At 72.3% G+C, this 21648-nt stretch carries 19 protein-coding genes; 14 read left to right on the plus strand and 5 right to left on the minus strand.

The genetic code is table 11. The features are described from left to right. Positions 1-119: 119 nt before the first annotated feature. The 6 genes from ACGG9C_RS06090 to ccsB are packed head-to-tail and all read left to right on the plus strand — an operon-like array spanning position 120 to position 5945. Positions 120-1100 (plus strand): DUF368 domain-containing protein, encoded by a 981-nt coding sequence (locus ACGG9C_RS06090; protein WP_194384669.1) that lies wholly within the window; start codon positions 120-122, stop codon positions 1098-1100. A gap of 24 nt (positions 1101-1124) precedes the next feature. Next, on the plus strand, positions 1125-1754 hold the full coding sequence (locus ACGG9C_RS06095; RefSeq protein ID WP_194384670.1) for a histidine phosphatase family protein: 630 nt from the start codon (positions 1125-1127) through the stop codon (positions 1752-1754). Then, complete coding sequence (locus tag ACGG9C_RS06100) at positions 1751-2371, plus strand: TlpA disulfide reductase family protein (protein WP_194384671.1); 621 nt, start codon at positions 1751-1753, stop codon at positions 2369-2371. Before ACGG9C_RS06095 ends, ACGG9C_RS06100 begins: the two co-directional genes overlap by 4 nt. Positions 2372-2394: 23 nt before the next feature. Next, entirely contained in the window at positions 2395-3192 is a 798-nt protein-coding gene (locus ACGG9C_RS06105) for a cytochrome c biogenesis CcdA family protein (RefSeq protein ID WP_194385429.1), read from the plus strand. Beyond that, entirely contained in the window at positions 3173-4915 is a 1743-nt protein-coding gene (locus ACGG9C_RS06110; protein WP_228480940.1) for a cytochrome c biogenesis protein ResB, read from the plus strand. Before ACGG9C_RS06105 ends, ACGG9C_RS06110 begins: the two co-directional genes overlap by 20 nt. 4 nt (positions 4916-4919) lie before the next feature. After that, positions 4920-5945, plus strand: a complete 1026-nt coding sequence (gene ccsB, locus ACGG9C_RS06115) for a c-type cytochrome biogenesis protein CcsB (protein ID WP_194384672.1) — start codon at positions 4920-4922, stop codon at positions 5943-5945. A gap of 117 nt (positions 5946-6062) precedes the next feature. Here ccsB and ACGG9C_RS06120 read toward each other — a convergent pair whose 3' ends face one another. Both ACGG9C_RS06120 and ACGG9C_RS06125 read right to left on the minus strand, forming a co-directional pair. Next, complete coding sequence (locus tag ACGG9C_RS06120) at positions 6063-8147, minus strand: YhgE/Pip family protein (protein WP_194384673.1); 2085 nt, start codon at positions 8145-8147, stop codon at positions 6063-6065. Further along, positions 8144-10906, minus strand: coding sequence for an efflux RND transporter permease subunit (locus ACGG9C_RS06125; protein WP_194384674.1), 2763 nt, complete (start codon positions 10904-10906; stop codon positions 8144-8146). Before ACGG9C_RS06125 ends, ACGG9C_RS06120 begins: the two co-directional genes overlap by 4 nt. Before the next feature lie 125 nt (positions 10907-11031). Here ACGG9C_RS06125 and ACGG9C_RS06130 point away from each other — a divergent pair, with 125 nt between their 5' ends. Further along, complete coding sequence (locus tag ACGG9C_RS06130; RefSeq protein WP_194384675.1) at positions 11032-11664, plus strand: TetR/AcrR family transcriptional regulator; 633 nt, start codon at positions 11032-11034, stop codon at positions 11662-11664. On the opposite strand, the gene ACGG9C_RS06135 is transcribed toward ACGG9C_RS06130, so the two are convergent. After that, on the minus strand, positions 11661-12653 hold the full coding sequence (locus ACGG9C_RS06135; RefSeq protein WP_194384676.1) for an o-succinylbenzoate synthase: 993 nt from the start codon (positions 12651-12653) through the stop codon (positions 11661-11663). The two genes, ACGG9C_RS06130 and ACGG9C_RS06135, sit on opposite strands and share 4 nt — an antisense overlap. A 48-nt stretch (positions 12654-12701) precedes the next feature. Between ACGG9C_RS06135 and ACGG9C_RS06140 the strand changes: the two genes are divergently transcribed. Genes ACGG9C_RS06140 through ACGG9C_RS06155 form a run of 4 tightly spaced genes read left to right on the plus strand, consistent with a single transcriptional unit; the run spans position 12702 to position 16611 of the window. Continuing rightward, a complete protein-coding gene (locus tag ACGG9C_RS06140) occupies positions 12702-13496 on the plus strand; it encodes an LLM class F420-dependent oxidoreductase (RefSeq protein ID WP_194384677.1) in 795 nt (264 codons plus the stop codon). A 23-nt stretch (positions 13497-13519) separates the two neighbouring features. Then, complete coding sequence (locus ACGG9C_RS06145) at positions 13520-14419, plus strand: 1,4-dihydroxy-2-naphthoyl-CoA synthase (RefSeq protein WP_194384678.1); 900 nt, start codon at positions 13520-13522, stop codon at positions 14417-14419. 7 nt (positions 14420-14426) lie between these two features. Further along, a complete protein-coding gene (locus ACGG9C_RS06150; RefSeq protein ID WP_194384679.1) occupies positions 14427-15581 on the plus strand; it encodes an AMP-binding protein in 1155 nt (384 codons plus the stop codon). Between the two features lie 49 nt (positions 15582-15630). Beyond that, on the plus strand, positions 15631-16611 hold the full coding sequence (locus ACGG9C_RS06155; RefSeq protein WP_194384680.1) for a 1,4-dihydroxy-2-naphthoate polyprenyltransferase: 981 nt from the start codon (positions 15631-15633) through the stop codon (positions 16609-16611). A 7-nt stretch (positions 16612-16618) separates the two neighbouring features. Here the strand turns inward: ACGG9C_RS06155 and ACGG9C_RS06160 are convergent, their stop codons facing one another. Next, positions 16619-16969 carry a DUF4229 domain-containing protein gene (locus ACGG9C_RS06160; protein ID WP_194384681.1) on the minus strand — a complete coding sequence of 117 codons (351 nt, stop codon included), beginning with the start codon at positions 16967-16969 and terminating at the stop codon, positions 16619-16621. 115 nt (positions 16970-17084) lie between these two features. Between ACGG9C_RS06160 and ACGG9C_RS06165 the strand changes: the two genes are divergently transcribed. From ACGG9C_RS06165 to ACGG9C_RS06175, 3 genes are read left to right on the plus strand one after another with little or no spacing between them, the layout of a single operon-like run. Then, positions 17085-17591 (plus strand): PLD nuclease N-terminal domain-containing protein, encoded by a 507-nt coding sequence (locus tag ACGG9C_RS06165; protein WP_390178403.1) that lies wholly within the window; start codon positions 17085-17087, stop codon positions 17589-17591. 1 nt (position 17592) lies between these two features. Continuing rightward, a complete protein-coding gene (gene menD, locus ACGG9C_RS06170; RefSeq protein WP_228481217.1) occupies positions 17593-19422 on the plus strand; it encodes a 2-succinyl-5-enolpyruvyl-6-hydroxy-3-cyclohexene-1-carboxylic-acid synthase in 1830 nt (609 codons plus the stop codon). A gap of 37 nt (positions 19423-19459) precedes the next feature. After that, complete coding sequence (locus ACGG9C_RS06175) at positions 19460-20338, plus strand: polyphosphate kinase 2 family protein (protein ID WP_194384683.1); 879 nt, start codon at positions 19460-19462, stop codon at positions 20336-20338. Between the two features lie 10 nt (positions 20339-20348). On the opposite strand, the gene ACGG9C_RS06180 is transcribed toward ACGG9C_RS06175, so the two are convergent. Then, complete coding sequence (locus ACGG9C_RS06180) at positions 20349-21632, minus strand: isochorismate synthase MenF (protein WP_194384684.1); 1284 nt, start codon at positions 21630-21632, stop codon at positions 20349-20351. Between the last annotated feature and the right edge of the window lie 16 nt (positions 21633-21648).

Raw genomic sequence — 21648 nt, forward strand, 5'->3', positions numbered from 1 at the left:
GAGTCTAGACGCCGCGGCCGTCGCACCCCGGCGGGCGGTCGCGGGCGAATCCCCAGGTGCGCGAGGCCCGGGCGCTCTAGCATCGGAGGGCACCTTCCCGTTTCCGACCGCGAGGCACGATGACCACCACCGACACCGGCCGCTCCTCCTCACGCGTGCGCGCCGTCCTCATCGCCCTGCTCGACGTGGTGCGGGGTGGCCTGATCGGTCTCGCCGAACTCATCCCCGGTGTCTCGGGCGGCACGATCGCCCTCATCACCGGTGTCTACGAGCGGCTGATCGCCTCGGCGGACAGCGTCGTGACCGCGATGAAGCGCCTGCTGCTCGGCCCGGACCGTCGCTCCGGCTTCGTCGACGGCATGCGACGGGTCGACTGGGTGCTCGTGGTCCCCGTCCTCATCGGGATGGCGGCGATGGTGCTCACCCTTGCGGGAACGGTCGAGGCGTTCGTCACCGAGAACGTCGAGGCCTCGCGCGGACTGTTCTTCGGCCTCGTCGCCGCGAGCATCCTCGTGCCCCTCCAGCTGGTGCCCCGCGCGCACCGCACCGCGCGGGCTCGGATCGGCGGCGTCCTGCTCTTCCTCGCCGCCGCAGCCGTGGCGTTCCTGGCCATCGACTTCGCGGGGGGCTCCTTCGACGCCGATCCGCCGCTGATCGCCGTCTTCTTCGCCGCGGCCGTGGCGGTGTGCGCGCTGGTGGTGCCCGGCGTCTCCGGGTCGTTCTTCCTGCTCGCCATCGGCCTGTACTCCCCGACCCTCCGGGCCGTCGACGAGCGCGACCTCGGGTATCTCGCCGTGTTCGCCCTGGGGGCCCTCGTGGGCCTGGTGACGATCGTGCGCGTGATCACGTGGCTGCTGCGACACCACCGGCGCCTCACCCTCATCGCCATGGCCGGTCTCATGTTCGGATCGCTGCGCGCGCTCTGGCCGTGGCAGGATCTGCCGGCCGGGGAGGACCACGGGATCGGAGCGCTCGCCCTTCCGTATGAGCCGGTGGTGCTGCCGATCGTGCTCGCCGTCGTCGGGGCGGCCGTCGTGCTCGGCCTCGTGGCCGTCGAGCGGCACTTCGCCCGGTCCAGCCGACGCTCAGCCCGTCCATAGCGGGCCCCCACGTAGACTGAAGCGGTGCCTGCCGAACGCCTTCATCTCGTGCGCCATGGGGAGGTCGACAACCCCCGCGGCGTGCTCTACGGACGACTGCCCGGCTACCCGCTGAGCTCCGCCGGGCGCGACATGGCGCGGGCCGCCGCCGAATGGGTGCAGGCGTCGGGGCGCGACGTGACATCCCTCACGTGCTCGCCGCTGGAGCGCACGCAGGAGTCGGCGGAGCCGTTCACCGAGGTCTTCGGCGTCGCTCCCCGCATCGACGAGCGCGTCATCGAGCCGACGAATGTCTTCGAGGGCCGTCGCATGCGGATCGCCCTGATGAACCCGCTGAACTGGCGCCATCTGCGCAAGCCCGCCCTGCCGAGCTGGGGGGAGCCCTACGCCGAGGTGATCGTGCGGATGAACCAGGCGATGACCGATGCCTGGAAGCAGGCGGAGGGCGGCGATGCCGTCATCGTCTCGCACCAGCTGCCGATCTGGGTGACGCACCTCGCGGCCGCGGGCGAATCGTCCCGGCACGACCCGCGGCAGCGCCGCTGCGCGCTGTCGAGTGTGACCTCGTTCGAGATGCGCGACGGCCTGTGGACCGAGATCGGATACGCCGAGCCCGCCCAGACCTCGGGCGCGAGCGACGTGGGGGCGGTATGAGAGACCGCCGTGCCGCGCGCGCCGGCCGCGTGGCCGCATCCATCGTCGCCGCCCTGGCGCTCGCGGGGGCGCTGGTGGCCTGTTCGAACGACCCGCTCGCGGAGCAGTACCGCGCGGGCGACAACAAGGGCTTCATCGCCGCGGACGGGCTGCGCGTCGTCGAGATCCCGGTCGAGGATCGCGGCGAGCCGGTGACGTTCTCGGGTGAGCTCGACACCGGTGCCACGATCACCGACGCCGATGTCGCCGGCGACGTCGTGGTCGTGAACTTCTGGTACGCCGCGTGCGGTCCGTGTCGCGCGGAGGCCCCCGCACTGGAAGAGGCCCACGGCGCCTTCGACGGCGAAGAGGTCACCTTCCTCGGGATCAACACCACCGACTCCGCCGGGACCGCGCTCGCCTTCGCCGAGACCTACGGGGTGACCTACCCGAGCGTGCTGGCGTCGGTGACGCCGGAGGTCAAGCTCGCCTTCGCCGAGAAGACGCCGATCAGCGCGACGCCGACGACCCTCGTGCTCGACGCCGAGGGGCGGGTGGCGGCGCGCATCATCGGCCAGCTGCAGGACGCGTCGGTGCTCGAGACCCTCGTGAGCGACGCGCTCGCGGAGACGTCGTGACCGAACTCGTCTTCGGCGGCGCGATGTGGCTCGCCGTGCCGGTCGCGGTGCTCGCCGGCCTGGTGTCGTTCCTCTCGCCGTGCGTGCTGCCGCTCGTGCCCGGCTACCTGGGGTTCATCGGCGGAGCCGCCGCCCCGCGTCGCGTCGCGCCCGTGTCGACACGACAGGAGATCTCCGCCTCGAGTGCCGCTCCTGCCGCGGCGAGCGGGGGGACCGCGTCGAATTCTCCTGTCGAGTTCACGCCGCGCGGTCGGCTGCTGCTGGGCGTCGTGCTCTTCATCGCCGGCTTCACGGTGGTGTTCATGGCGGTGACGATCCTCGGCGGCACGCTCGGGCGGTTCTTCCTGCAGTACGCCGATCCGATCACCCGCGTGCTGGGTGTGGTCGTGATCCTCCTCGGCCTCGTCTTCATCGGCGTCTTCGGGTTCGCCCAGCGCACGGTGCACCCGCACGTGCGGGGCAATCTCGGGCTCATCGGCGCCCCCCTGCTCGGCCTGGCGATGGGCGTCGGCTGGACGCCGTGCATCGGCCCGACGCTCGCGGCGATCATCTCCGTCTCGTGGAACCTGGGCGACCCGGTTCGCGCCGGCATCCTGGGCCTGGCCTACTCGCTCGGCCTCGGGCTCCCCTTCCTCCTCCTCGCCTTGGGGTTCGGATGGGCGACGCGATCGGTGGCGTTCCTGCGCCGCCACATCCGCGCCGTCAACATCGTCGGCGGTTCGCTGCTGGTCGCCCTCGGCGTGCTGATGGTCTCCGGCGTGTGGACGTTTCTCATGACCGGCCTGCAGGGGGTGCTCCTCGGTGTCCCGCTCCCGCTCTGAACCTGCCGCCGAACAGGCGACGCTGCGTCCCGACGACCACGCCGACGCGCCGAGCAGCGGCTCGGACCCGGTGCAGCCGGCTCTCGGCCCGGTCGGATGGATGCGCTGGGGCTGGCGTCAGCTGACCTCGATGCGCACAGCGCTGGTGCTGCTGCTCCTTCTCGCGATCGCGGCCGTTCCCGGCTCCCTCGTGCCGCAGCGCAGCGCGGATCCGAACGGCGTCACGCAGTACTACGCCGACAATCCCGACCTCGCGCCGATCCTCGACAACTTGAGCATGTTCGACGTCTACACGTCGCCCTGGTTCTCGGCGATCTACATCCTGCTGTTCATCTCCCTCATCGGTTGCGTGATCCCGCGTACCCGGCACCACGCGAAGGCGCTCCGGGCCAAGCCGCCGCGCACGCCCGCCCGGCTGTCGCGCCTCGACGACCATCGCACCGCATCCGTGCCCGTCCCGGCGGGCGCGGACACCGCCGCGGCGGCCGACGAAGCCGTCTCGCTCGCCGAGGCGCAGCTGCGGCGCTCGGGCTATCGCGTCGAGCGCTACGACGCGCGGGGGCGCCTGTCGGTGTCGGCCGAGCGCGGCTACGCCCGCGAGACCGGCAACCTCGTCTTCCACGGTGCGCTCGTCGGCGTGCTGATCGCCGTGGGGGTCGGCGGCGGATTCACCTACACCGGCCAGAGCGTCATCGTCGAAGACGACACGTTCGTCAACACCATGCTCGACTACGCCTCCTTCAACCCGGGGCGTTTCGTCGACACCGACGGTCTGTCGCCCTATGCGCTCACGCTCGACGAGTTCGAGGTGACCTACGAGCCGGCAGGGTCCACGGCCGCCGGTCAGGCGGGGGATTTCTCGGCGAACCTCACGGTCCGGAACGCCGATGACACATCCGCGGAGTCGGTGCGCGTGAACCATCCCGTCGACATCGACGGCGATCGCGTCTACCTGATGGGCAACGGCTACGCCCCGACGATCACGGTGCGCGACGCCGACGGCGAGATCGTCTTCTCCGAGTCCGTTCCCTTCCTGCCGCAGGACACCAACATGACCTCGCTCGGCGTGATCAAGGTGCCCGATGGACTGCCCGATCAGCTGGGCATGACCGCGTTCTTCTATCCGACGCAGTTCGAGCTGCCCTCCGGCGCGTTCACCTCGGCGTATCCCGCCCTGGTGAATCCCGTCATGACGATCAACGTCTACGCCGGCGACCTCGGCATCGACGACGGCACGCCTCGGTCGGTGTACACGCTCGACCCGACCGACATGACCCAGCTCGCCGGGCGCGGCGTCGACGAGCCGGCGCTCGAGCTCGCCCCCGGCGACACCGCGCAGCTGCCGGACGGCCTCGGCACCGTCACGTTCGAGAACGAGTCGCCCGCCGGGGCAGAGGGCTACGAGGAATCGGTCAAGCGCTTCGTCTCACTCTCCATCCACCGTGACGTCGGCGCGCCGTGGGTGCTCGCGTTCGCCGTGCTCGCCACCCTCGGTCTGCTCGCCGGACTGTTCGTGCCGCGCCGTCGCATGTGGGTCACCGCGACCGCCCGCGACGGGTCCGTCGATCTCGAGTACGCGGGCCTCGCCCGCGGCGAGGACCCGACCCTCGCCGCCGCCGTCGACAAGCTCGCCGCGTCGCACGAGGCCGCGGTGCGCGAGCGGGTGTCCGCCGAGCGGACGGACGCGGCCGCATCCACCCCCGACACGCCGAAAGTAGACTGACGCCATGACCGACACCCTCTCGCTCGACGACGTCTCGGTGCTGCTGGTCTGGACCGCCATCGCGGTGTACGCCCTCGCGTTCGTCGCCTACGCGATCGATCTCGCCCGACGCTCCGCGCTCGCCGTGGAGGCGAAGGATGCGCGCGCACGCGACCGCGAGCTCGTCGCCGCGGGCGGGGAGAGCATCACCGATGTCACCGCGCGGGAGCGCCGTGCCGGGGCGGAGATCGCGTCAGCGCCGGGCGCGCGCCCGCGCCTTTTGTGGGCGCGCATCGGAACCTCGCTGACGGTGCTGGCGTTCCTGTTCCACCTGGGCGCGACGGTGCTGCGCGGAATCGCGGCCGAGCGCGTGCCGTGGTCGAACATGTACGAGTTCGCCATGACGGGCCTGCTGCTGGTCGTGGCGGTGTACCTCGGCGTGCTCTTCCGGTACGACCTGCGCTTCCTCGGCACCTTCATCACCGGCCTCGTGGTCGTGCTGCTCGGGGGAGCGACGCTGTCGTTCTACGTCGAGGTGGTTCCGCTCATGGATCCCCTCAAGTCGGTGTGGCTCGTCATCCACGTGTTCGTCGCCTCGCTCGGCACCGCCCTGTTCGCGCTGGCCTTCGGTCTGTCGGTCGCGCAGCTGCTGCAGGCCCGCCGCGAGCGCAAGGTCGCCGAAGCGGCCGACGGCGCCGTCGTGCGCACGGGGCCCGGCTTCCTGCGCACGCTGCCGAGCGCGGACGCCCTGGAATCGCTGGCCTACCGCTTCGCGATCATCGGATTCATCTTCTGGACCTTCACCCTCATCGCCGGTGCGATCTGGGCGAACGACGCGTGGGGCCGCTATTGGGGGTTCGACACCAAGGAGGTGTGGACCTTCGTCATCTGGGTGCTCTACGCCGGATACATCCACGCCCGCGCCACGCGCGGCTGGCGCGGCACGCGGTCGGCGTGGCTGTCGATCATCGGCTTCCTGGCGGTGCTGTTCAACTTCACCATCGTCAACATGTTCTTCAAGGGCCTGCACGCTTACAGCGGCCTCTCCTGACCCCGCGCCTCGCGCCTCGCGGCCTGGCGCCCGAGAATGCGTGTTCACTTGCCGCTGGATGTCGCTTCGCGAGCGCTCAGCGACGTCTGGTGACAGGTGAACGTCGTGGCGGGAGGGTCAGGCCGGAAGCGGGTGCGCCGCCGGGGCGGACCGGCGCCGCGCGACCGCGATCACGGTGGCGATGAAGGCGAGCAGCATCCACACCGTGAGGCCGACCAGGGCCGCGCCGACGCTCCCGTCGGAGGTCAGGGCGGCCACCATGCCGCTGTAGGCGGGTGCGGTCGGCATGGCCCCGGCGAGCGAGGACAGCCATCCCGGAACGGTCGAGACGATGCCCGCGGCGACGGCGAGCACGGCCACGAGGGCGGCGATCCAGCGGCCCGCTCCGCCGAAGACGGCCACCAGCGCCTGGTTGACGCCGGCGAAGGCGATGCCCGCGACGACGCACACTCCCGCGAACACCGTCCACTCGCCGAACTCGTATGTCGCGGCGATCTGCACGACACCGGCGACGAGGAGCCCCTGCGCCGCGCCGATGGCGGCGGCGGGCGCGAGGCCCCGCAGCGCCAGCAGCGCGGAGGCCGACCGCGAGGTGAGCGCGCGAGCGGTCACGGCCTGGAGGGCGACGAAGGTGCCCAGCCCGCCGATCCACAGCGCCAGCGCCGCGAGGAGCGGAACCGCGGTGGCGCCGAACAGGTCGCTGCCGATCCCGTCGGCTTCGACCGGGTCGGCCACGACGCTCGCGAGCGTCTGGGCTTCATCGTCGGTGTACGAGGGGATCTCGTCGGCCGCGGTGTGCAGCCCCGAGGCGAGTTCGCCGGCTCCATCCGCGGTCTGATCGGAACCCGTCACGAGTGCCGTGCCACCGTCCGCGGCCTGCTGCGCGCCGTCCGCGAGCTGCTGGACGCCGTCGGCGACCTGTGCGGCCCCGGCGGAGGCCTCGTCGGCGCCGGTGCCGAGCGCGCCGGTGCCGGCCGCGATCTCGCGCACCCCCGATGCGGCCTGGCTCGCGCCGCCGGCGATGCCGCCGATGCCCGTCGCGATCTCGTCCGCGCCGGCGGCCGAGGCCTGCAGAGCCGCGGTGAGCTGCGGCCCGGCATCCTGGAACTGCGCGATGCCCGCGGCGATCTCATCCGAGTCGTCGAGGATCTCGGTCACCGTCGGCAGCGCGGCGTTGGTCTCGTCGGACAGCGCGATGATCTCGGCGCACACCGTGCCGGTGTCGCCGGCCGCGCGGCATTCGTCGGCGAGAGCGGTGAGGGTTGCGGCCGAGCCGGTCACGAACTGCCCGATCTCCTCGCTGTTGGCGGCGACCGCGTCGGCGGCGTCGATGACGCCCTGCGGGATCTCGGGGATCTGGGCGGTGAGGTCGGCGAGCGAGGACAGGCCGTCGGCGAGGTCGGATGCGCCGGTCGAGAGCGCACTCGCACCCCCGGCGAGGTCGTCGATCCCGTCGGCCGCCTCGTAGCCGCCGGCCGACAGGGCGGCGGCGCCGTCGGCGATCTCGCCGATGCCCGGCGCGAGGGCGGCGGCGCCGGTGGCGAGGGGCTGCGCGCCCGCCGCGAGCTGGCCCACGCCGTCGACGTACTGCGCGGTGCCGTCGGCGAGCTGGTCCGCCCCGCTGGCGAGCTGGTCGGCGCCGTCGGCGGCCTCGCCGAGCTGGTCGCCGAGGGTGGTGAACCCGAGGAAGACGTTCTCGAGGTACACCTCGGAGAGCTCCTGCCCCATGATGGATGCCGCCGCCGACGTGATCTGCGCGGTGATCGCGTCGTCGACGACGAGGTTGTCGGGTGCCGTGGTGACCTCGATGACCGCGCGCTCAGGGTCGTCTCCGGCGGTCGAGGTCGCGGCGGCGGAGAACTCGGCGGGGATCGTCACGACCGCGGAGTAGGTGCCGTCGGCGAGGCCCGCCGCCGCGTCGTCGTCGTTCGTGATCGTCCAGTCGAGGTTGCTCGGCAGGTCGTCCGAGCCCTCCACGAGCCCCGCGGTCAGCTGGCGCCCCAGCGGCACCGTCTGATCGTCGATCGTGACCGGCTCGTCGTCGTTCACGATCGCGGCGGTCACGTTGTCGAGGCGCTCTGCCGGGTCGTAGAACGCGGCGACGAGGATCGCGCCGACGACCACCGGCAGCAGCAGGGCGCCGATGATCGTCACCCACGTGACGGGGCGACGGGTGCGGGCGCGTTCGATCGGGAGAGTCATGCGTTCACCTCGGATGCGGTGGTGCGGGCGCTGAGGGCCAGCGCCTGGACGTGGGGGCGGTGGGCGTCGGAGAGCGCAGCGAGCGCGGGGCCCTCGGTGCGGGCGGTGGCCACGACGGTGAGGGGAGCGGATGCCGCGGCGCGCGCGCCGGCGTCGCGGATCAGCGCCGCGGCCTGGTCACGCGCGGCGCGGTCGAGCCGGTCGAGGCCGTCGACCACCACCAGGCGCGCGCCGCGCAGGGCCGTGCGCAGCGCCGCGAGCGGATCGTCGGCCTCGTCGAGAAGGGCGATGCCGACGTGCGCGCGCACCCACGCGGCGCGGCCGGGGAGCAGATGGCCGGCCACGCGCAGGCGCCCGTCGGTGGGATCGAGCCGCCCCGCGACGGTGAGGGCGAACGCGCGGGCGGCGCCGGCGTCCGCGGTGACGAGCAGGGTGTCCCCGGGATCGACGCGGAACGTCGCGCCGGCGAAGACGCGGCCGGCGTCGGTGCGCACGCCGAGGTCGTCGGCGACGACGACGGCGATGGTGTTCGGCTCGGGCCAGTCCGCCAGGGCGCGCTCGCGTTCGACGGCCTCGCCCTCGATGTCGAAGTGGGGCAGGATGCGGTCCAGCCAGCGCGGCATCCACCAGGCCTTCTCGCCGAGGAGCGCCATGACCGCCGGAACGAGCGTCATGCGCACGAGGAACGCGTCGACGGCGATGCCGACCGCGAGCCCGAGGGCGATCGGCTTGATCGAGGAGTCGCCCTCGGGTACGAACGCGGCGAAGACCGCGAACATGATCACCGCGGCGGCGGTGACCACGCGGGCCGACGAGACGAAACCGGTGCGCACGGCACCGACGGCGGTGAGCCGGTCCGCACGGCCGCCGCGGGCGCGGTGGGCGTGCACGTAGTCCTCGCGCATGCGCGAGACGAGGAACACCTGGTAGTCCATCGCGAGGCCGAACAGCACGCCCATGAGGATGATGGGCATGAAGCTGATGACGGGGCCGGTGCGCGTGACGTGCAGCGCGTCGGCGAGCCAGCCCCACTCGAACACGGCGGCCACCGCGCCGAACGACGCCGCCACCGACAGCAGGTATCCCGCGGCGGCCTTCAGCGGCACCCAGATCGAGCGGAACACGATCGTCAGCAGGATCAGCGAGAGCCCGACGACGAAGATCCCGAACGGGATCAGCGCGGCGCCCAGGCGGTCGGAGATGTCGATGCCGACGGCGGTGAAGCCGGTCACCTTCAGATCGACGCCGTACTCCTCGAGCCATTCGTCGTGGTGGGAACGAAGCTCCCGCACGAGGTCGGCGGTGGCGGGGTCGTCGGGGGCGGTCTCGGGGATCACCTGGATGAGCCCGGTGTCAGCGGTCTCGTTGGGCGTCGCCAGCGCGATCTCCTTGACGCCGGGAACGTCTGCGATCTCGTCGGCGAGGTCCTCCATGAGCCCGAGCGGGTCGGTGGAGGTGACGATCGTGCCGGTGAGGATGAGCGGGCCGTTCTCGCCCGGTCCGAAGTACTCCGCGGTCAGGTCGTAGGTCTGCCGGGCCTCGCTCGAGGTCGGCTGCGTGCCGGCGTTCGGAAGGGCCAGGGTGAGGCTCGCGGCCGGGATCGCCATCGTGCCGAGCACGGCGACGACCGAGACCGTGGTGACGATCGGATGCCGCGTGACGGCCCGCACCCACCGCTCGGCGAATCCGCGGCGTGGCCGGGTGCGCGCGCGGCGGGCGCGGCGGCTCGGACGGCGGCGCCATCCCACGACGCGCCCCTTCGCGAAGCCGAGGAGTGCGGGAGTGAGGGTCACCGCGACCAGGACGGCGATGGCGACGGCCACGGCCGCGGCGATCCCCATCGTGGTGAGGAAGGGGATGTTCGCGAACGACAGTCCGACCAGGGCGATGAGCACCGTCACGCCGGCGAAGACGACCGCGGAGCCGGCGGTGCCGGTCGCGCGCGCGGCGGATTCCTCGGGCTCGACGCCGGCGCGCACCTGATCCTGATGGCGCGCGACGATGAACAGGGCGTAGTCGATCCCGACCGCGAGCCCCAGCATGATCGCGAGCATCGGCGTGGTCGACGAGATCGTGGCGAAAGCCGTGGCGACGAAGATCAGCGCGATTGCGAGTCCGACGCCGATGAGGGCGCTCACGAGCGGGAACCACGCCACCGCGAAAGACCGGAAGGTCACGATCAGCACGAACAGGGCGATGAGCACGCCGACCGCTTCGATGGGAGAGAGTGAGGGGATCTCGGTGGAGAAGAGGTCGCCGCCGAGCACGACCTGCGCCTCGGGGAGGGCGGTCTGCAGATCGTCGGCGATCTCCTGCAGGTCCTCCTCCGTTCCCGCGGGGATGTCGGTGGCCTGACCGTCGAGCTGGAGTCGGATGATCGCCGCTTCGTCGTCGTCGGAGACGAGGCCCGAGACGTTCTCGTCGAAGGGGTCGGTGACCGCCAGCACCCCGTCGAGGTCGCCGAACGCCGACAGGGCGTCGTCGATCGCCGTGCGATACGCGTCGTCGGTGACCGCCTCCGCGTCGGGTGCCGCCACGAGCACCTGCGCGCTCGTGCCGCTGGCCTGCGGGAAGGTGCGATCCAGCTGCACGATGCCCTCCTGGGCCTCGGTGCCCGGGATCGAGAAGGAGTTGTCGGTCCCCGCCATGAAGGTCACCGCGCTCACGCCGGCCACGACCAGCAGCAGCAGCCACGTCGTGAGCACGCGCCAGGGGTGGCGGTAGGACCAGCGTCCGAGGCTGAACAGCAGAGTGGACACACGTCCTCCAGGCGGTCTGACGGGATTTGGATACATTTTTGTATCCGATGCGCTTCTGTATCGTAATGCGGAACATCGACGGCAACCTGGGCGACGCGTGTGAGAATCGGCGGGGGAGGGTCACCATGAGCGATACGGCGGGACCCTCGCGACGACGCGAGGAGACCAGACGCAGACTGCTGGATGCGGCGGCGGAGGTGTTCGCCGAGGTCGGCATGGACGCGGCGTCGGTCGAGGTCATCTGCGACCGCGCGGGGTTCACGCGGGGAGCGTTCTACTCGAACTTCGCCTCCAAGGACGAGCTCTTCTTCGCCCTCGTCGGGCTGGTCGCGCAGGAACGGGTGCGATCGGTCGCCGACCGGGTCGCGGCGCTCGAGGCCGACGGTGCGCTGGACATGACCGGCGGCAACGTCGTCGAGGTCGTGAGCCGCGTGCTCGAGATCGGACCCGAGGACCGGCTCGGCGTTCTGCTGTTCAACGAGATCCGCATCCACGCGCTTCGGGCGCCGGAGCTCGCGGCGGCGTACCTCGAGCAGGACACCGCCATTCTCGACAGCGTCGCGCGACTGGTCGATGACATCGTCGCCGGCAAGGACATCCGGTTCCGGCTCGAGCCGAGGGCGGTCGCCCGACTGCTCATGACGGTCTGGGAGTCGACGTCGGTCCGCGGGGTCATGGCGGGCCTTCCGCCCGCCGAGCTCGCCAGGCACACCGGCGAGGAGCTCGGACGCGTGGCCGCCGCGCTGATCGAGCGCTAACGTTCCTGCGCGACGGCGTGACAGCGACGGAGTCGCTCCAGCCACCACTCCCGCCGCTCGCGCGGGGCCGCGTGCCGATCGAGGAGCTCCGGGCTCGGCACCACGCGCCGCACCGCGATGCGACCGTCGCGCGCGACGAGGGGGTCGTCCGTGACGTCCGCGGCGAGCAGCGAGGCCGTGCCCAGTCCGCAGTCGAACGACAGCTCGGGCAGGCTCGCCGCGAGCGCGACGCCCATCCCGAGTCCGACCGACGTGTCGAGGGCGCTGGAGACCACGGCCGGAACGCCGGCGGCGGCGACGATCGACAGGGCACGCGCCACCCCTCCCAGCGGCTGCACCTTGACCACGACGAGGTCGGCCGCGCCGGCGGTGACGACGGCGATCGGGTCGTCGGCCTTGCGCACGCTCTCGTCGGCGGCCACGGGGATGCCGAGGTAGCGGATGCGGCGGCGGAGCTCGACGAGGTCCTCGACCTGCGCGCAGGGCTGCTCGACGTATTCCAGGTCGAACTCCGCGAGCGCGTGCACGGCGTGCTCGGCCTCGTCGAGGTTCCAGCCGCCGTTCGCATCGACGCGGATGCGCCCTTCCGGCCCCATGACCTCGCGCACCGCCCGCACGCGCGCGACGTCGTCGCCGAGCACCTGTCCGCGCTCGGCGACCTTGACCTTCGCGGTGCGGCAGCCGTGGAAGCGGGTGAGCACGTCGCCGACCTGGTCGGCCGCGACGGCGGGGACGGTCGCGTTCACCGGCACGGTCTCGCGCACCGCCGCGGGTCGCGGATGCCACGCGAAGTCGATAGCCGCGGTGAGCCACGTCGCCGCCTCGGCGTCGTCGTACTCCAGGAACGGCGAGAACTCCGCCCACCCCTCGGGTCCTTCCAGCAGCAGCGCCTCCCGCTCGTCGACCCCGCGGAAGCGGGTCGTCAGCGGGAGGGAGACCACCCGGGCGGTGTCGATGAGCCGGTCCAGAGCGGGGAGGGGTGAGGACATCTCCTCATCCTGCCCTCACCCGCTGCGCGCGGCCATAGGCTGAACCGCATGCTCGTCGACACCCCCGTCCGCCTCGGCATCCAGCTGCGGCCCCAGCACGTCACCTACCCCGACCTTCGCGACGCCGTCCTCCGCCTGGAGGAGATGGGCGTGGACATCCTGTTCAACTGGGACCACTTCTTCCCGCTCTTCGGTGAGCCGGACGGCCTCCACTTCGAGTCGTGGACGATGCTCGGCGCGTGGGCCGAGCAGACCGAACGCGTCGAGTTCGGGGCGCTGGTCAACTGCAACAGCTATCGCAACGCCGACCTGCAGGCCGACATGGCCCGGACCCTCGACCACATCAGCGCCAAGGGCGGCACGGGCCGCTTCATCTTCGGCACCGGCTCGGGGTGGTTCGAGCGGGATTACGACGAGTACGGGTACGAGTTCGGCACGGCGGGCAGTCGTCTGAACGATCTCGGCGTCGGCTTGGAGCGCATCACGGCGCGCTGGGACAAGCTCAACCCGCAGCCCACCCGCCGCATCCCGATCATGATCGGCGGAAAGGGCGAGCAGAAGACGCTGCGCTTCGTCGCGCGCCACGCGAACATCTGGCACAGCTTCGTCACGCCCGACGAGCTGCCGCACAAGCTCTCGGTGATCGACCGGTGGGCCCAGGCGGAGGAGCGCGACACGGCCGACCTGGTGGTCTCGAACGAGCTCGCGCGGCGCGACGAGGAGACCGCCGACGTCCTCTACGACGCCGGCACCCGGCTGTTCACCCTGGGGCTCGACGGGCCGGACTGGGACTATGACGTCGTGCGCGGATGGCTGCGCTGGCGCGACGCCAAGAACGCCTGACCCGCCGTCGTTACGCTGGGGGCATGGTCTCCGAGCTGTTCGACGCCGCGGAATGGATGCCGGCCCCCGGCGCCGAGGCGTTCACCGACATCACCGCGCATCTCTCACGCGACGGCCGGATCGCGCGCATCGCGTTCGACCGGCCCGAGGTGCGCAACGCGTTCCGTCCCCACACGGTCGACGAGCTGTACCGGGCGCTCGACGACGCCCGGCAGAACCCCCGGGTGGGCGTCGTGCTGCTCACCGGGAACGGGCCGAGCCCGAAGGACGGCGGCTGGGCGTTCTGCTCCGGCGGAGACCAGCGCATCCGTGGCCGCGACGGATACACCTATGCGTCCGACGATGCCACCGCTCCCGACCCCGCTCGCGCCGGGCGCCTGCACATCCTCGAGGTGCAGCGTCTCATCCGCTTCATGCCGAAGGTCGTGATCGCGGTGATCCCGGGATGGGCGGCCGGCGGCGGGCACTCGCTCCACGTCGTGTGCGACATGTCGGTCGCCAGCGCCGAGCACGGCCGGTTCAAGCAGACCGACGCCGATGTCGGCTCGTTCGACGCCGGCTACGGCTCCGCCTACTTCGCCCGTCAGATCGGCCAGAAGTTCGCCCGTGAGGTGTTCTTCCTCGCCGAGGAGTACTCGGCCCAGCGCGCGTACGAGATGGGCGCGGTCAACCGCGTCGTGCCGCACGCCGACCTCGAGCGCGAAGCGATCGCGATGGCGCGCACGATCCTCACGAAGTCGCCCACGGCGATCCGCATGCTGAAGTTCGCCTTCAATGCCGTCGATGACGGGATGGTCGGTCAGCAGGTGTTCGCCGGCGAGGCGACCCGCCTGGCCTACGGCACCGACGAGGCGGTCGAGGGCCGTGACGCGTTCCTGCAGAAGCGCGACCCCGACTGGTCGCCCTACCCGTGGCACTACTGAGCGCACGATGAGGCTCGAGGCGCTCACCACCGACGACCCGCGCGACGTGCTGCGGTCGCTGCGCGGCGCGCTGCACGGCGCCGGGCCGGCGCTCGCCCTGGGGATGGTGGGCGAGGCGCCGCCCGAGGTGCCCGCGGGAACCGCCGTCGTCGTGACGACGTCGGGGTCAACCGGCATCCCCAAGAGCGTCGTGCTCAGTCGCGACGCCCTGATCTCCAGCGCGATGGCCACGGCCGACCGCATCGGATCGGGCGGATGGCTGCTCGCCCTGCCGGCCGGCTACGTCGCCGGTCTCCAGGTGCTCGCGCGCGCCCTCGTCGCCGACCGCGAACCGGCCATCCTCGCCGGCCGCTTCACCCCCGAGGCGTTCGCCGCCGCCGCGCTGACGATGGCGTCCAGCCGCGGCGGCACCCGCATCCCGACGTACACCTCGCTCGTGCCGGCGCAGCTGACGCGCCTGCTCGACGCGGCCGAGGCAGACGGCACGGTGCTGGCGGCGCTGCGCTCGTTCGAGACCGTGCTGATCGGCGGTCAGGCACTCCCCGCGGCGACCCTCGAGCGGGCCGAGGCGGCGGGCGTGCGCGTCGTGCGCACCTACGGCTCCACCGAGACCAGCGGCGGATGCGTGTACGACGGGCGTGCTCTCACCGGCGTCACGGTGCGCATCGCCGCCGGGGAGGTGCAGATCGCCGGCCCGACGCTCGCCGAGGGATACCTCGACGACCCCGAGCGCACCGCCACGACGTTCATCGTCGACGGCGACGGCACGCGGTGGTACCGCACGGGCGACGCGGGGATCCTCGAGGACGGCGTGCTGCGGGTGCGCGGACGGATCGACAACGTCATCGTCTCGGGCGGCATCAACATCTCGCTCGATCGCGTCGAGCAGGCCGTCCGCGCGGTACCCGGCCTCGCGGGCGCCGTCGTGGTGGGGGTGGACGACACGCGCTGGGGCGAGGTTCCCGTCGTGGTCGCCACGCGGGGGGAGGCGCTGCGCCGCAGCGAGTCGGTGCAGTTCGAGGAGGCGCGGCAGACCGTCGAGCGCGAGATCGGCCCGCACGCGCGCCCGGCACGACTGGTGCTCGTCGACGAGCTGCCGAGCCTTCCGTCGGGCAAGCCCGACCGCGAGGCCATCCGTTCGGCGGTCGCGGGCCTGCACTGACCGGCGGTCTCAGCCGCCGCATCGCGTCGGCGCCCTAGGATGGCTCCTCGTGGCAGGCACACCCAGCAAGAAGCGCAAGAAGACGTCGACGCGCCCGTCTCGCTCGCGCGGCAACCCCGCGAAGGCGCGCGTCTCCGGGTCACCGGCGGCGGTCGCGCCGCCGACGGCCCGCGACTGGATCGGTGCCGCGCGCCTGCGCACTCTTCCGCTGGCGGTCACCCCCGTGCTCATCGGGACCGGGGCGGCCCTGGTGGTCACCGACGAATTCCACGGCATGATCGCTCTGGCGTGTCTCGCGGTCGCGGTCTTCCTTCAGATCGGCGTCAACTTCGCCAACGACTACAGCGACGGCATCCGCGGCACCGACGACCACCGCGTCGGACCCGCGCGCCTGACCGCGTCGCGCAAAGTGCCCGCGCGCCGTGTGCTCGCGGTGGCGCTGGGCTTCTTCGCGCTCGCCGCGATCGCGGGCCTGGCGATCGTCATCCGCACCGGGCAATGGTGGATGCTCGCGATCGGCGCGCTCGCGATCGCCGCCGCCTGGTTCTACACCGGCGGAAGGCGGCCGTACGGCTACTACGGGCTCGGTGAACTGTTCGTGTTCGTCTTCTTCGGGCTGGTCGCCACCCTCGGCACCACGTGGGTGCAGGCGTTCTCGCTGCCGCAGGAGGCGTGGTTCGGCGCCGTGGCCGCGGGGCTGCTGGCCTGCGCGGTGCTGCTGGCGAACAACCTGCGCGACATCGACCAGGATCGGGTGGCGGGCAAGCGCACGCTCACCGTGCTCATCGGCAGGCGGTGGACGCAGGTGCTGTTCCCCCTGTTCGTGCTCGTGCCGTTCGCGATCGCCGCGTTCCTGGCGCTGTTCTACCCGATCGCCTGGCTCGCGCTCATGGCGCTGCTGGCAGGCATCCCCGCGATCATCATCGTGTGGAGCTACCGCGAGGCCCGCGAGCTGGTGGTCGCCCTCGCGCTCACCTCGCTCACATCGGTGGGCTACGGAGCGCTGCTGTTCTGGGCGTTCGTCGGCTGATCCGCGCTCAGCGGCCGTCCTCGTCCGACCGACGCGCGTCGGCCTCCGCGCCGGCGGAAGGCATGCCGTCACCGGAACGTACGGCGCCTTCGCCGTAGACCGCGTCGGCTGCGGCGTCTTCGGCGGCGGAGTCGTCGGCGCGCTCGCGCTCGCGCCGGCGGTCGGCCAGCCCCGTGGTGACGCTGTTCAACGGGCGTCGCAGGAAGAGGATCGACAGGCTGAGACCGATGAGCGCGGCGAAGATCGCGGCGAGCCAGAACAGATCCTGGAACACCGGGAAGAGCATCAGGATGCCGAACGGCACCAGGAACGCCAGCAGGCGCAGCACCGTGTACACGAGGGCAGGACGGGCTTTCACGAGACCCATCGTAGGTGCGTCGCCTGAGCGGTACCGGGGCGACTGGGAGGTATGCCGCCCCTCACATGTCACTGTCAGGTCACGGCCAACCCGCCCCCGCGCGAGCGCGCCTAGGATGGAAGGCGTGACAAGGGTGCTGCTGATCGTGGCCCTGATCGCCGTGGCGTTCTGGGTCTTCACGATCGTCGACTGCGCCGTGCAGCCGAAGACACGGCACCGCGGAGTCAGCAAGCCGCTCTGGCTGGTCATCGTGATCGTCATCCCGGTGCTCGGCGGACTGATGTGGCTGATCGTCGGTCGTCGCCCGCGGCCGGCCCCGGCTGCCCCCCTGGCGCCCGACGACGATCCGCAGTTCACCGGCACGTTCGGTTCGATCCGCGATCAGGATGAGCGCATCCGCCGCCTCGAAGAGGAACTGGCGATGCTCGATGCGGAATCCGATTGGGATCCGCCGGTTCCCGACAAGCCCGTCGCCGACGCCGACGCGTCGACGGGAGAGACGACCGCCGAGGAGCCCTCCGGCGCGGACACAACGGCGGGGGAGCAGCGTCCTTCCGGTGAGCAGGCCACCGGATCCCGGCCCGACGACGACGAGCGCGGTCAGCGCGGCGCCGTCGGCTGACGTGTCCGGCGAGCCCGGCGACGACGTCGCCCCGACCGTCACCGGCGCCCCCGCGACCGATGCGGCCGCCGCTCTGCTGGGTGCACTCGTCGCCCGCGGCGTGCGCCACGTGGTGCTGAGCCCCGGTTCGCGCTCGCAGGCGCTCGCGCTCGTGGCCGCCGAACTCGAACGCGGCGGTCACGTGCAGCTCCACGTGCGCGTGGACGAGAGGGTCGCCGGCTTCACCGCGCTCGGCATCGCCCGGGAGACGCGGGTGCCCGCCGCCGTCGTGTGCACCTCGGGCACGGCCGTCGCGAACCTGCTGCCGGCGGTGCTCGAAGCGCACCACGCGGGTGTGCCGCTGCTGCTGCTGACGGCCGACCGTCCCCCCGAGCTGCGGGGCGTGGGCGCCAACCAGACCACGCGGCAACCCGGCCTTTTCTCCTCCGCCACCCGCTACGCCGCAGACCTCGCCGTGCCCGAGGAGAGCGACCCCGACGGCACCTCCGATGCGACCGCCACGCTGCGGGTCGTCGCGGCCGAGGCGGTGGATGCCGCACGCGGCGTGGGCCAGTGGTCGGCGGGACCGGTGCACCTGAACCTTCCGTATCGCGAGCCCCTCAGCGGTCCTGTCCCGACGTGGCTCGACGACGCGATCGCCGCGGGAGCGCAGGCCGCCGGCAGCGGCTCGGTCGATGACGCGGCGATGTCCGGCGCGCTCTATCAGGGCGGCGGCGGCATCGGCTCGCTCGATGTCGCCGACGAGGCCGGCGAGATCCCCGTCGCGCTCGACCGCGGCCCCCGAACGGTGGTCGTCGCCGGTGCCGATGCGGGGCCCGCTGCCGAAGCCCTCGCGCACGAGGGGCGGTGGCCGCTGATCGCCGAGATCGTCAGCGGTTCGCGCTTCGGCCGTCACGTCGTGCACGGCTATCGACAGCTCCTGCGCGACCCCGACCTCGGCGGCCGGATCGAGCGCGTCGTCGTCTTCGGGCACCCGACGCTCTCCCGCGAGGTGACGGCGCTCCTGTCCGATCCCGCTGTCGAGGTGATCGCGCTGCGCGGGCCCGGCGAACCGCTCGGGCTGAACGGCGCGACGCGTTCGGTGGACGCCGTGGCCGTCGCCGTCGACGGCGGCAGCCCCGAGGTCGTCGATGCCGAGCGCGCGTGGCTCGGGGCATGGATGCGCGCGTCGCGCGAGGCCGCGGTGGACCTGTCTCCGCCGGCGCCCGACGCCGACGCCCTCTCCTCGGCGGTGCCGCAGGAACGGCTCGGGGCCATCTCGGCCGAACTCGACGCGGTGCGCGCGCCCGTGGACCGCAACCTCCTCGTCGACGCGGTGTGGCGGGCCACGTGGCCGCACGACCGGCTCGTGTTCGGATCGTCGCGCCTGGTGCGCGTGGCCGACGCGGTGCTGCCCGGCAAGAAGGTGACGGTGCACGCCAACCGGGGGCTCGCCGGCATCGACGGCACCGTGGCGACGGCCACGGGCGTCGCCATCGCGAGCCAGAGCGCCGGCGCGCACGGGGTCACGCGCGTGCTTCTGGGCGATCTGGCGCTGCTCCACGATGCCGGAGCGCTGCTCGCCGCCATCGGCGAGGCCGAGCCGCGCATCCAGATCATCGTCGGCAACGACGGCGGCGGCACCATCTTCGACGGCCTCGAGGTGGCCGCCACCGCCGATGCCGAAGCGGCCGACCGGGTGCTCTACACGCCGCACGGCGTCGACGTCGGCCGCCTGGCGAGCGCGTACGGCTGGACGCACACGCGGGTGACCACGCGCGCCGCCCTCGACCAGGCGCTGACCACGCCGGCGGCCGCACGTCAGGTGATCGAGGTGCCGCTGGCCCGATGAGGGTGACGCCGCACCCGGCATCCGCCAAGATGTGGGGATGACCGGGACGAGACCTCTCCACGACGGCGGCGCGGGCGACCTGCGAGACATCGGCGACCTGCTGCGGGTGGGACCCGGGTTCCGCCTCGCCGACGTCGACACCGCATCGACGCCGGGCTACGGCGGCGGAAAGCGCGACGGCGCGGCGGATCTCGCCGCGGGTGTCGACGCGCTCGATGATCTGCAGGAGCGGCTGTTCGCGCGCAGTCGCGTGCAGAAGACCGACGCGGCGGTGCTCCTCGTGCTGCAGGCGATGGACTCCGCCGGCAAGGGCGGCATCGTGCGCCACGTCGTCGGCGCCGTCGATCCGCAGGGGGTCTCGCTCACGGCGTTCAAGAAGCCCACCGACGAAGAGCTTGCGCAGGACTTCCTGTGGCGCATCGAGAAGCGATTGCCCGAGCCGGGTCTCATCGGGGTGTTCGATCGCTCGCACTACGAGGACGTGCTCGTCGGGCGCGTGCGTCAGCTCGCACCCGCGGCGGAGATCGAACGGCGGTACGACGCCATCAACGCCTTCGAAGAGCGGGTGGTCGCCACCGGAACCCGCATCGTGAAGGTCATGCTCCACATCTCGGCCGACGAGCAGAAGAAGCGCCTGACCGAACGGCTCGACCGTGCGGACAAGCACTGGAAGTTCACGCCGGGAGACGTCGACGAACGGATGCTGTGGCCGCGCTACCAGCACGCCTACCAGGTGATGTTCGAGCGCACCTCCACCGCCCACGCGCCGTGGTACGTCGTGCCCGCCGATCGCAAGTGGTATGCGCGGCTGGCTGTTCAGCACCTGCTCCGGTCCGCGCTCGAAGACATCGATCCGCAGTGGCCGGCGGCCACCTACGACGTCGCCGAGCAGCGCGCCCGGCTGGCCGCCACCTGACGCGATCGCCTTACGCGAGGGCGTCGACGATCGGGCGGAACTTCACCCGGGTCTCGAGCATCTCGGCCTCGGGGTCGCTGCCCGCGACGATCCCCGCGCCGGCGAACGCCGTGACGGGGATGGTGCCGGTGGATGCGCTGACGCGCCGTGCGGGCAGGCCACCCACCTGAGCGCACCGGAGCGCGATGGCCCACTCGCCGTCTCCGGACCCGTCGACCCAGCCGACGGGTCCCGCGTACCGACCGCGGTCGAAGGGCTCGATGCGCCGGATGACCGCGAGGGCGGCATCGGTCGGCGTGCCCGCCACGGCGGCGGTGGGATGCAGCGATGCGACGAGGTCCAGCGACGACGCGTCGTCGCCGAGCACGCCGGCGACGTCGGTGGCCAGGTGCCACAGGTTCGGCAGCTCCAGCGCGAAGGGCTCCTCGTCGGCGGCGAGGGTGCGGGTGTGCGGTGCCAGGGCCTCCACGACGCTGCGCACTGCGAAACGGTGCTCGTCTCGATCTTTCCCGCTCTCGAGGAGCCGCGAGGCGGCGCCGGTGTCGTCGGCGTGGTCGGTGCCGCGCCCGGCCGTGCCGGCGAGAACGCGAGCGGTCACGGCTCCGCCCGCGACCGTGACGAGGGTCTCGGGGCTCGCGCCGATCAGGCCGTCGACGGCGAAGGTCCAGGTGTCGGGATAGTCGACCGACAGCGCCCGCACCAGCCGGCGCAGATCCGCCCCCGCCGGCACGGTTCCCACCAGGTCGCGGGCGACCACGACCTTGCCGACCTCGCCCGCGGTGATCGCCTCGAGCGCCGAGCGGACCGCGCCCTGATAGCCCGCCGGATCCAGCGACCCGGGGCCGAGCGTGCCGGACCACGACGGCCCGAGCGCGCGAGGCTGCGGCATGTCTGCGCCGGTGGGCGGATGCGGGTCGTCGGCGCGGCGGATGCGCGTCACCCAGGAGCGCCCGCCGCGGCGTCCGACGACGGTGGTGGGGATGATCAGGCGGCTGGGCCACGCCGAGCGCGCATCGAAGGTGAGCGCACCGAAGGCGATGAGGCCGGTGCCGGGAAGCCCCACGGGATCGTCGACGTCGGCCTCGGCGGCGATGAGGCGCCACGCGTCGGCCGCGGAGAGGGAGGAATCCGCCTCCGCGCCGACGTGCTCGTACCCGCTCTGTTCGCCGACGCCGACCACTCCCTCGCCGCGTCGCAGCCACGCGAGCGGTCGATCGGGATCGGCGTACGCGAGGAGGTCGCCGACGGGGTCGATCTCCCGGGTCTCGACGGACAGGCGGGGGAACGCGGGCACCCCTCCAGCCTAGTTT

Origin of the sequence: Microbacterium sp. MTN4-26 (assembly GCF_042846595.1) — a bacterium.
GTDB classification, from domain to species: Bacteria; Actinomycetota; Actinomycetes; order Actinomycetales; family Microbacteriaceae; genus Microbacterium; species Microbacterium luteum.

Bases quoted from the DNA above. Each gene is read 5' to 3' on its own strand.
- ACGG9C_RS06140 (WP_194384677.1), top strand. From the start codon at position 12,702: ATGCTCGTCGACACCCCCGTCCGCCTCGGCATCCAGCTGCGGCCCCAG.
- ACGG9C_RS06130 (WP_194384675.1), top strand. From the start codon at position 11,032: ATGAGCGATACGGCGGGACCCTCGCGACGACGCGAGGAGACCAGACGC.
- ACGG9C_RS06100 (WP_194384671.1), top strand. From the start codon at position 1,751: ATGAGAGACCGCCGTGCCGCGCGCGCCGGCCGCGTGGCCGCATCCATC.
- ACGG9C_RS06175 (WP_194384683.1), top strand. From the start codon at position 19,460: ATGACCGGGACGAGACCTCTCCACGACGGCGGCGCGGGCGACCTGCGA.
- ACGG9C_RS06165 (WP_390178403.1), top strand. From the start codon at position 17,085: ATGGAAGGCGTGACAAGGGTGCTGCTGATCGTGGCCCTGATCGCCGTG.
- ACGG9C_RS06120 (WP_194384673.1), bottom strand. From the start codon at position 8,147: ATGACTCTCCCGATCGAACGCGCCCGCACCCGTCGCCCCGTCACGTGG.
- ACGG9C_RS06105 (WP_194385429.1), top strand. From the start codon at position 2,395: ATGTGGCTCGCCGTGCCGGTCGCGGTGCTCGCCGGCCTGGTGTCGTTC.
- ACGG9C_RS06150 (WP_194384679.1), top strand. From the start codon at position 14,427: ATGAGGCTCGAGGCGCTCACCACCGACGACCCGCGCGACGTGCTGCGG.
- ACGG9C_RS06135 (WP_194384676.1), bottom strand. From the start codon at position 12,653: ATGTCCTCACCCCTCCCCGCTCTGGACCGGCTCATCGACACCGCCCGG.
- ACGG9C_RS06090 (WP_194384669.1), top strand. From the start codon at position 120: ATGACCACCACCGACACCGGCCGCTCCTCCTCACGCGTGCGCGCCGTC.
- ccsB (WP_194384672.1), top strand. From the start codon at position 4,920: ATGACCGACACCCTCTCGCTCGACGACGTCTCGGTGCTGCTGGTCTGG.
- ACGG9C_RS06145 (WP_194384678.1), top strand. From the start codon at position 13,520: ATGGTCTCCGAGCTGTTCGACGCCGCGGAATGGATGCCGGCCCCCGGC.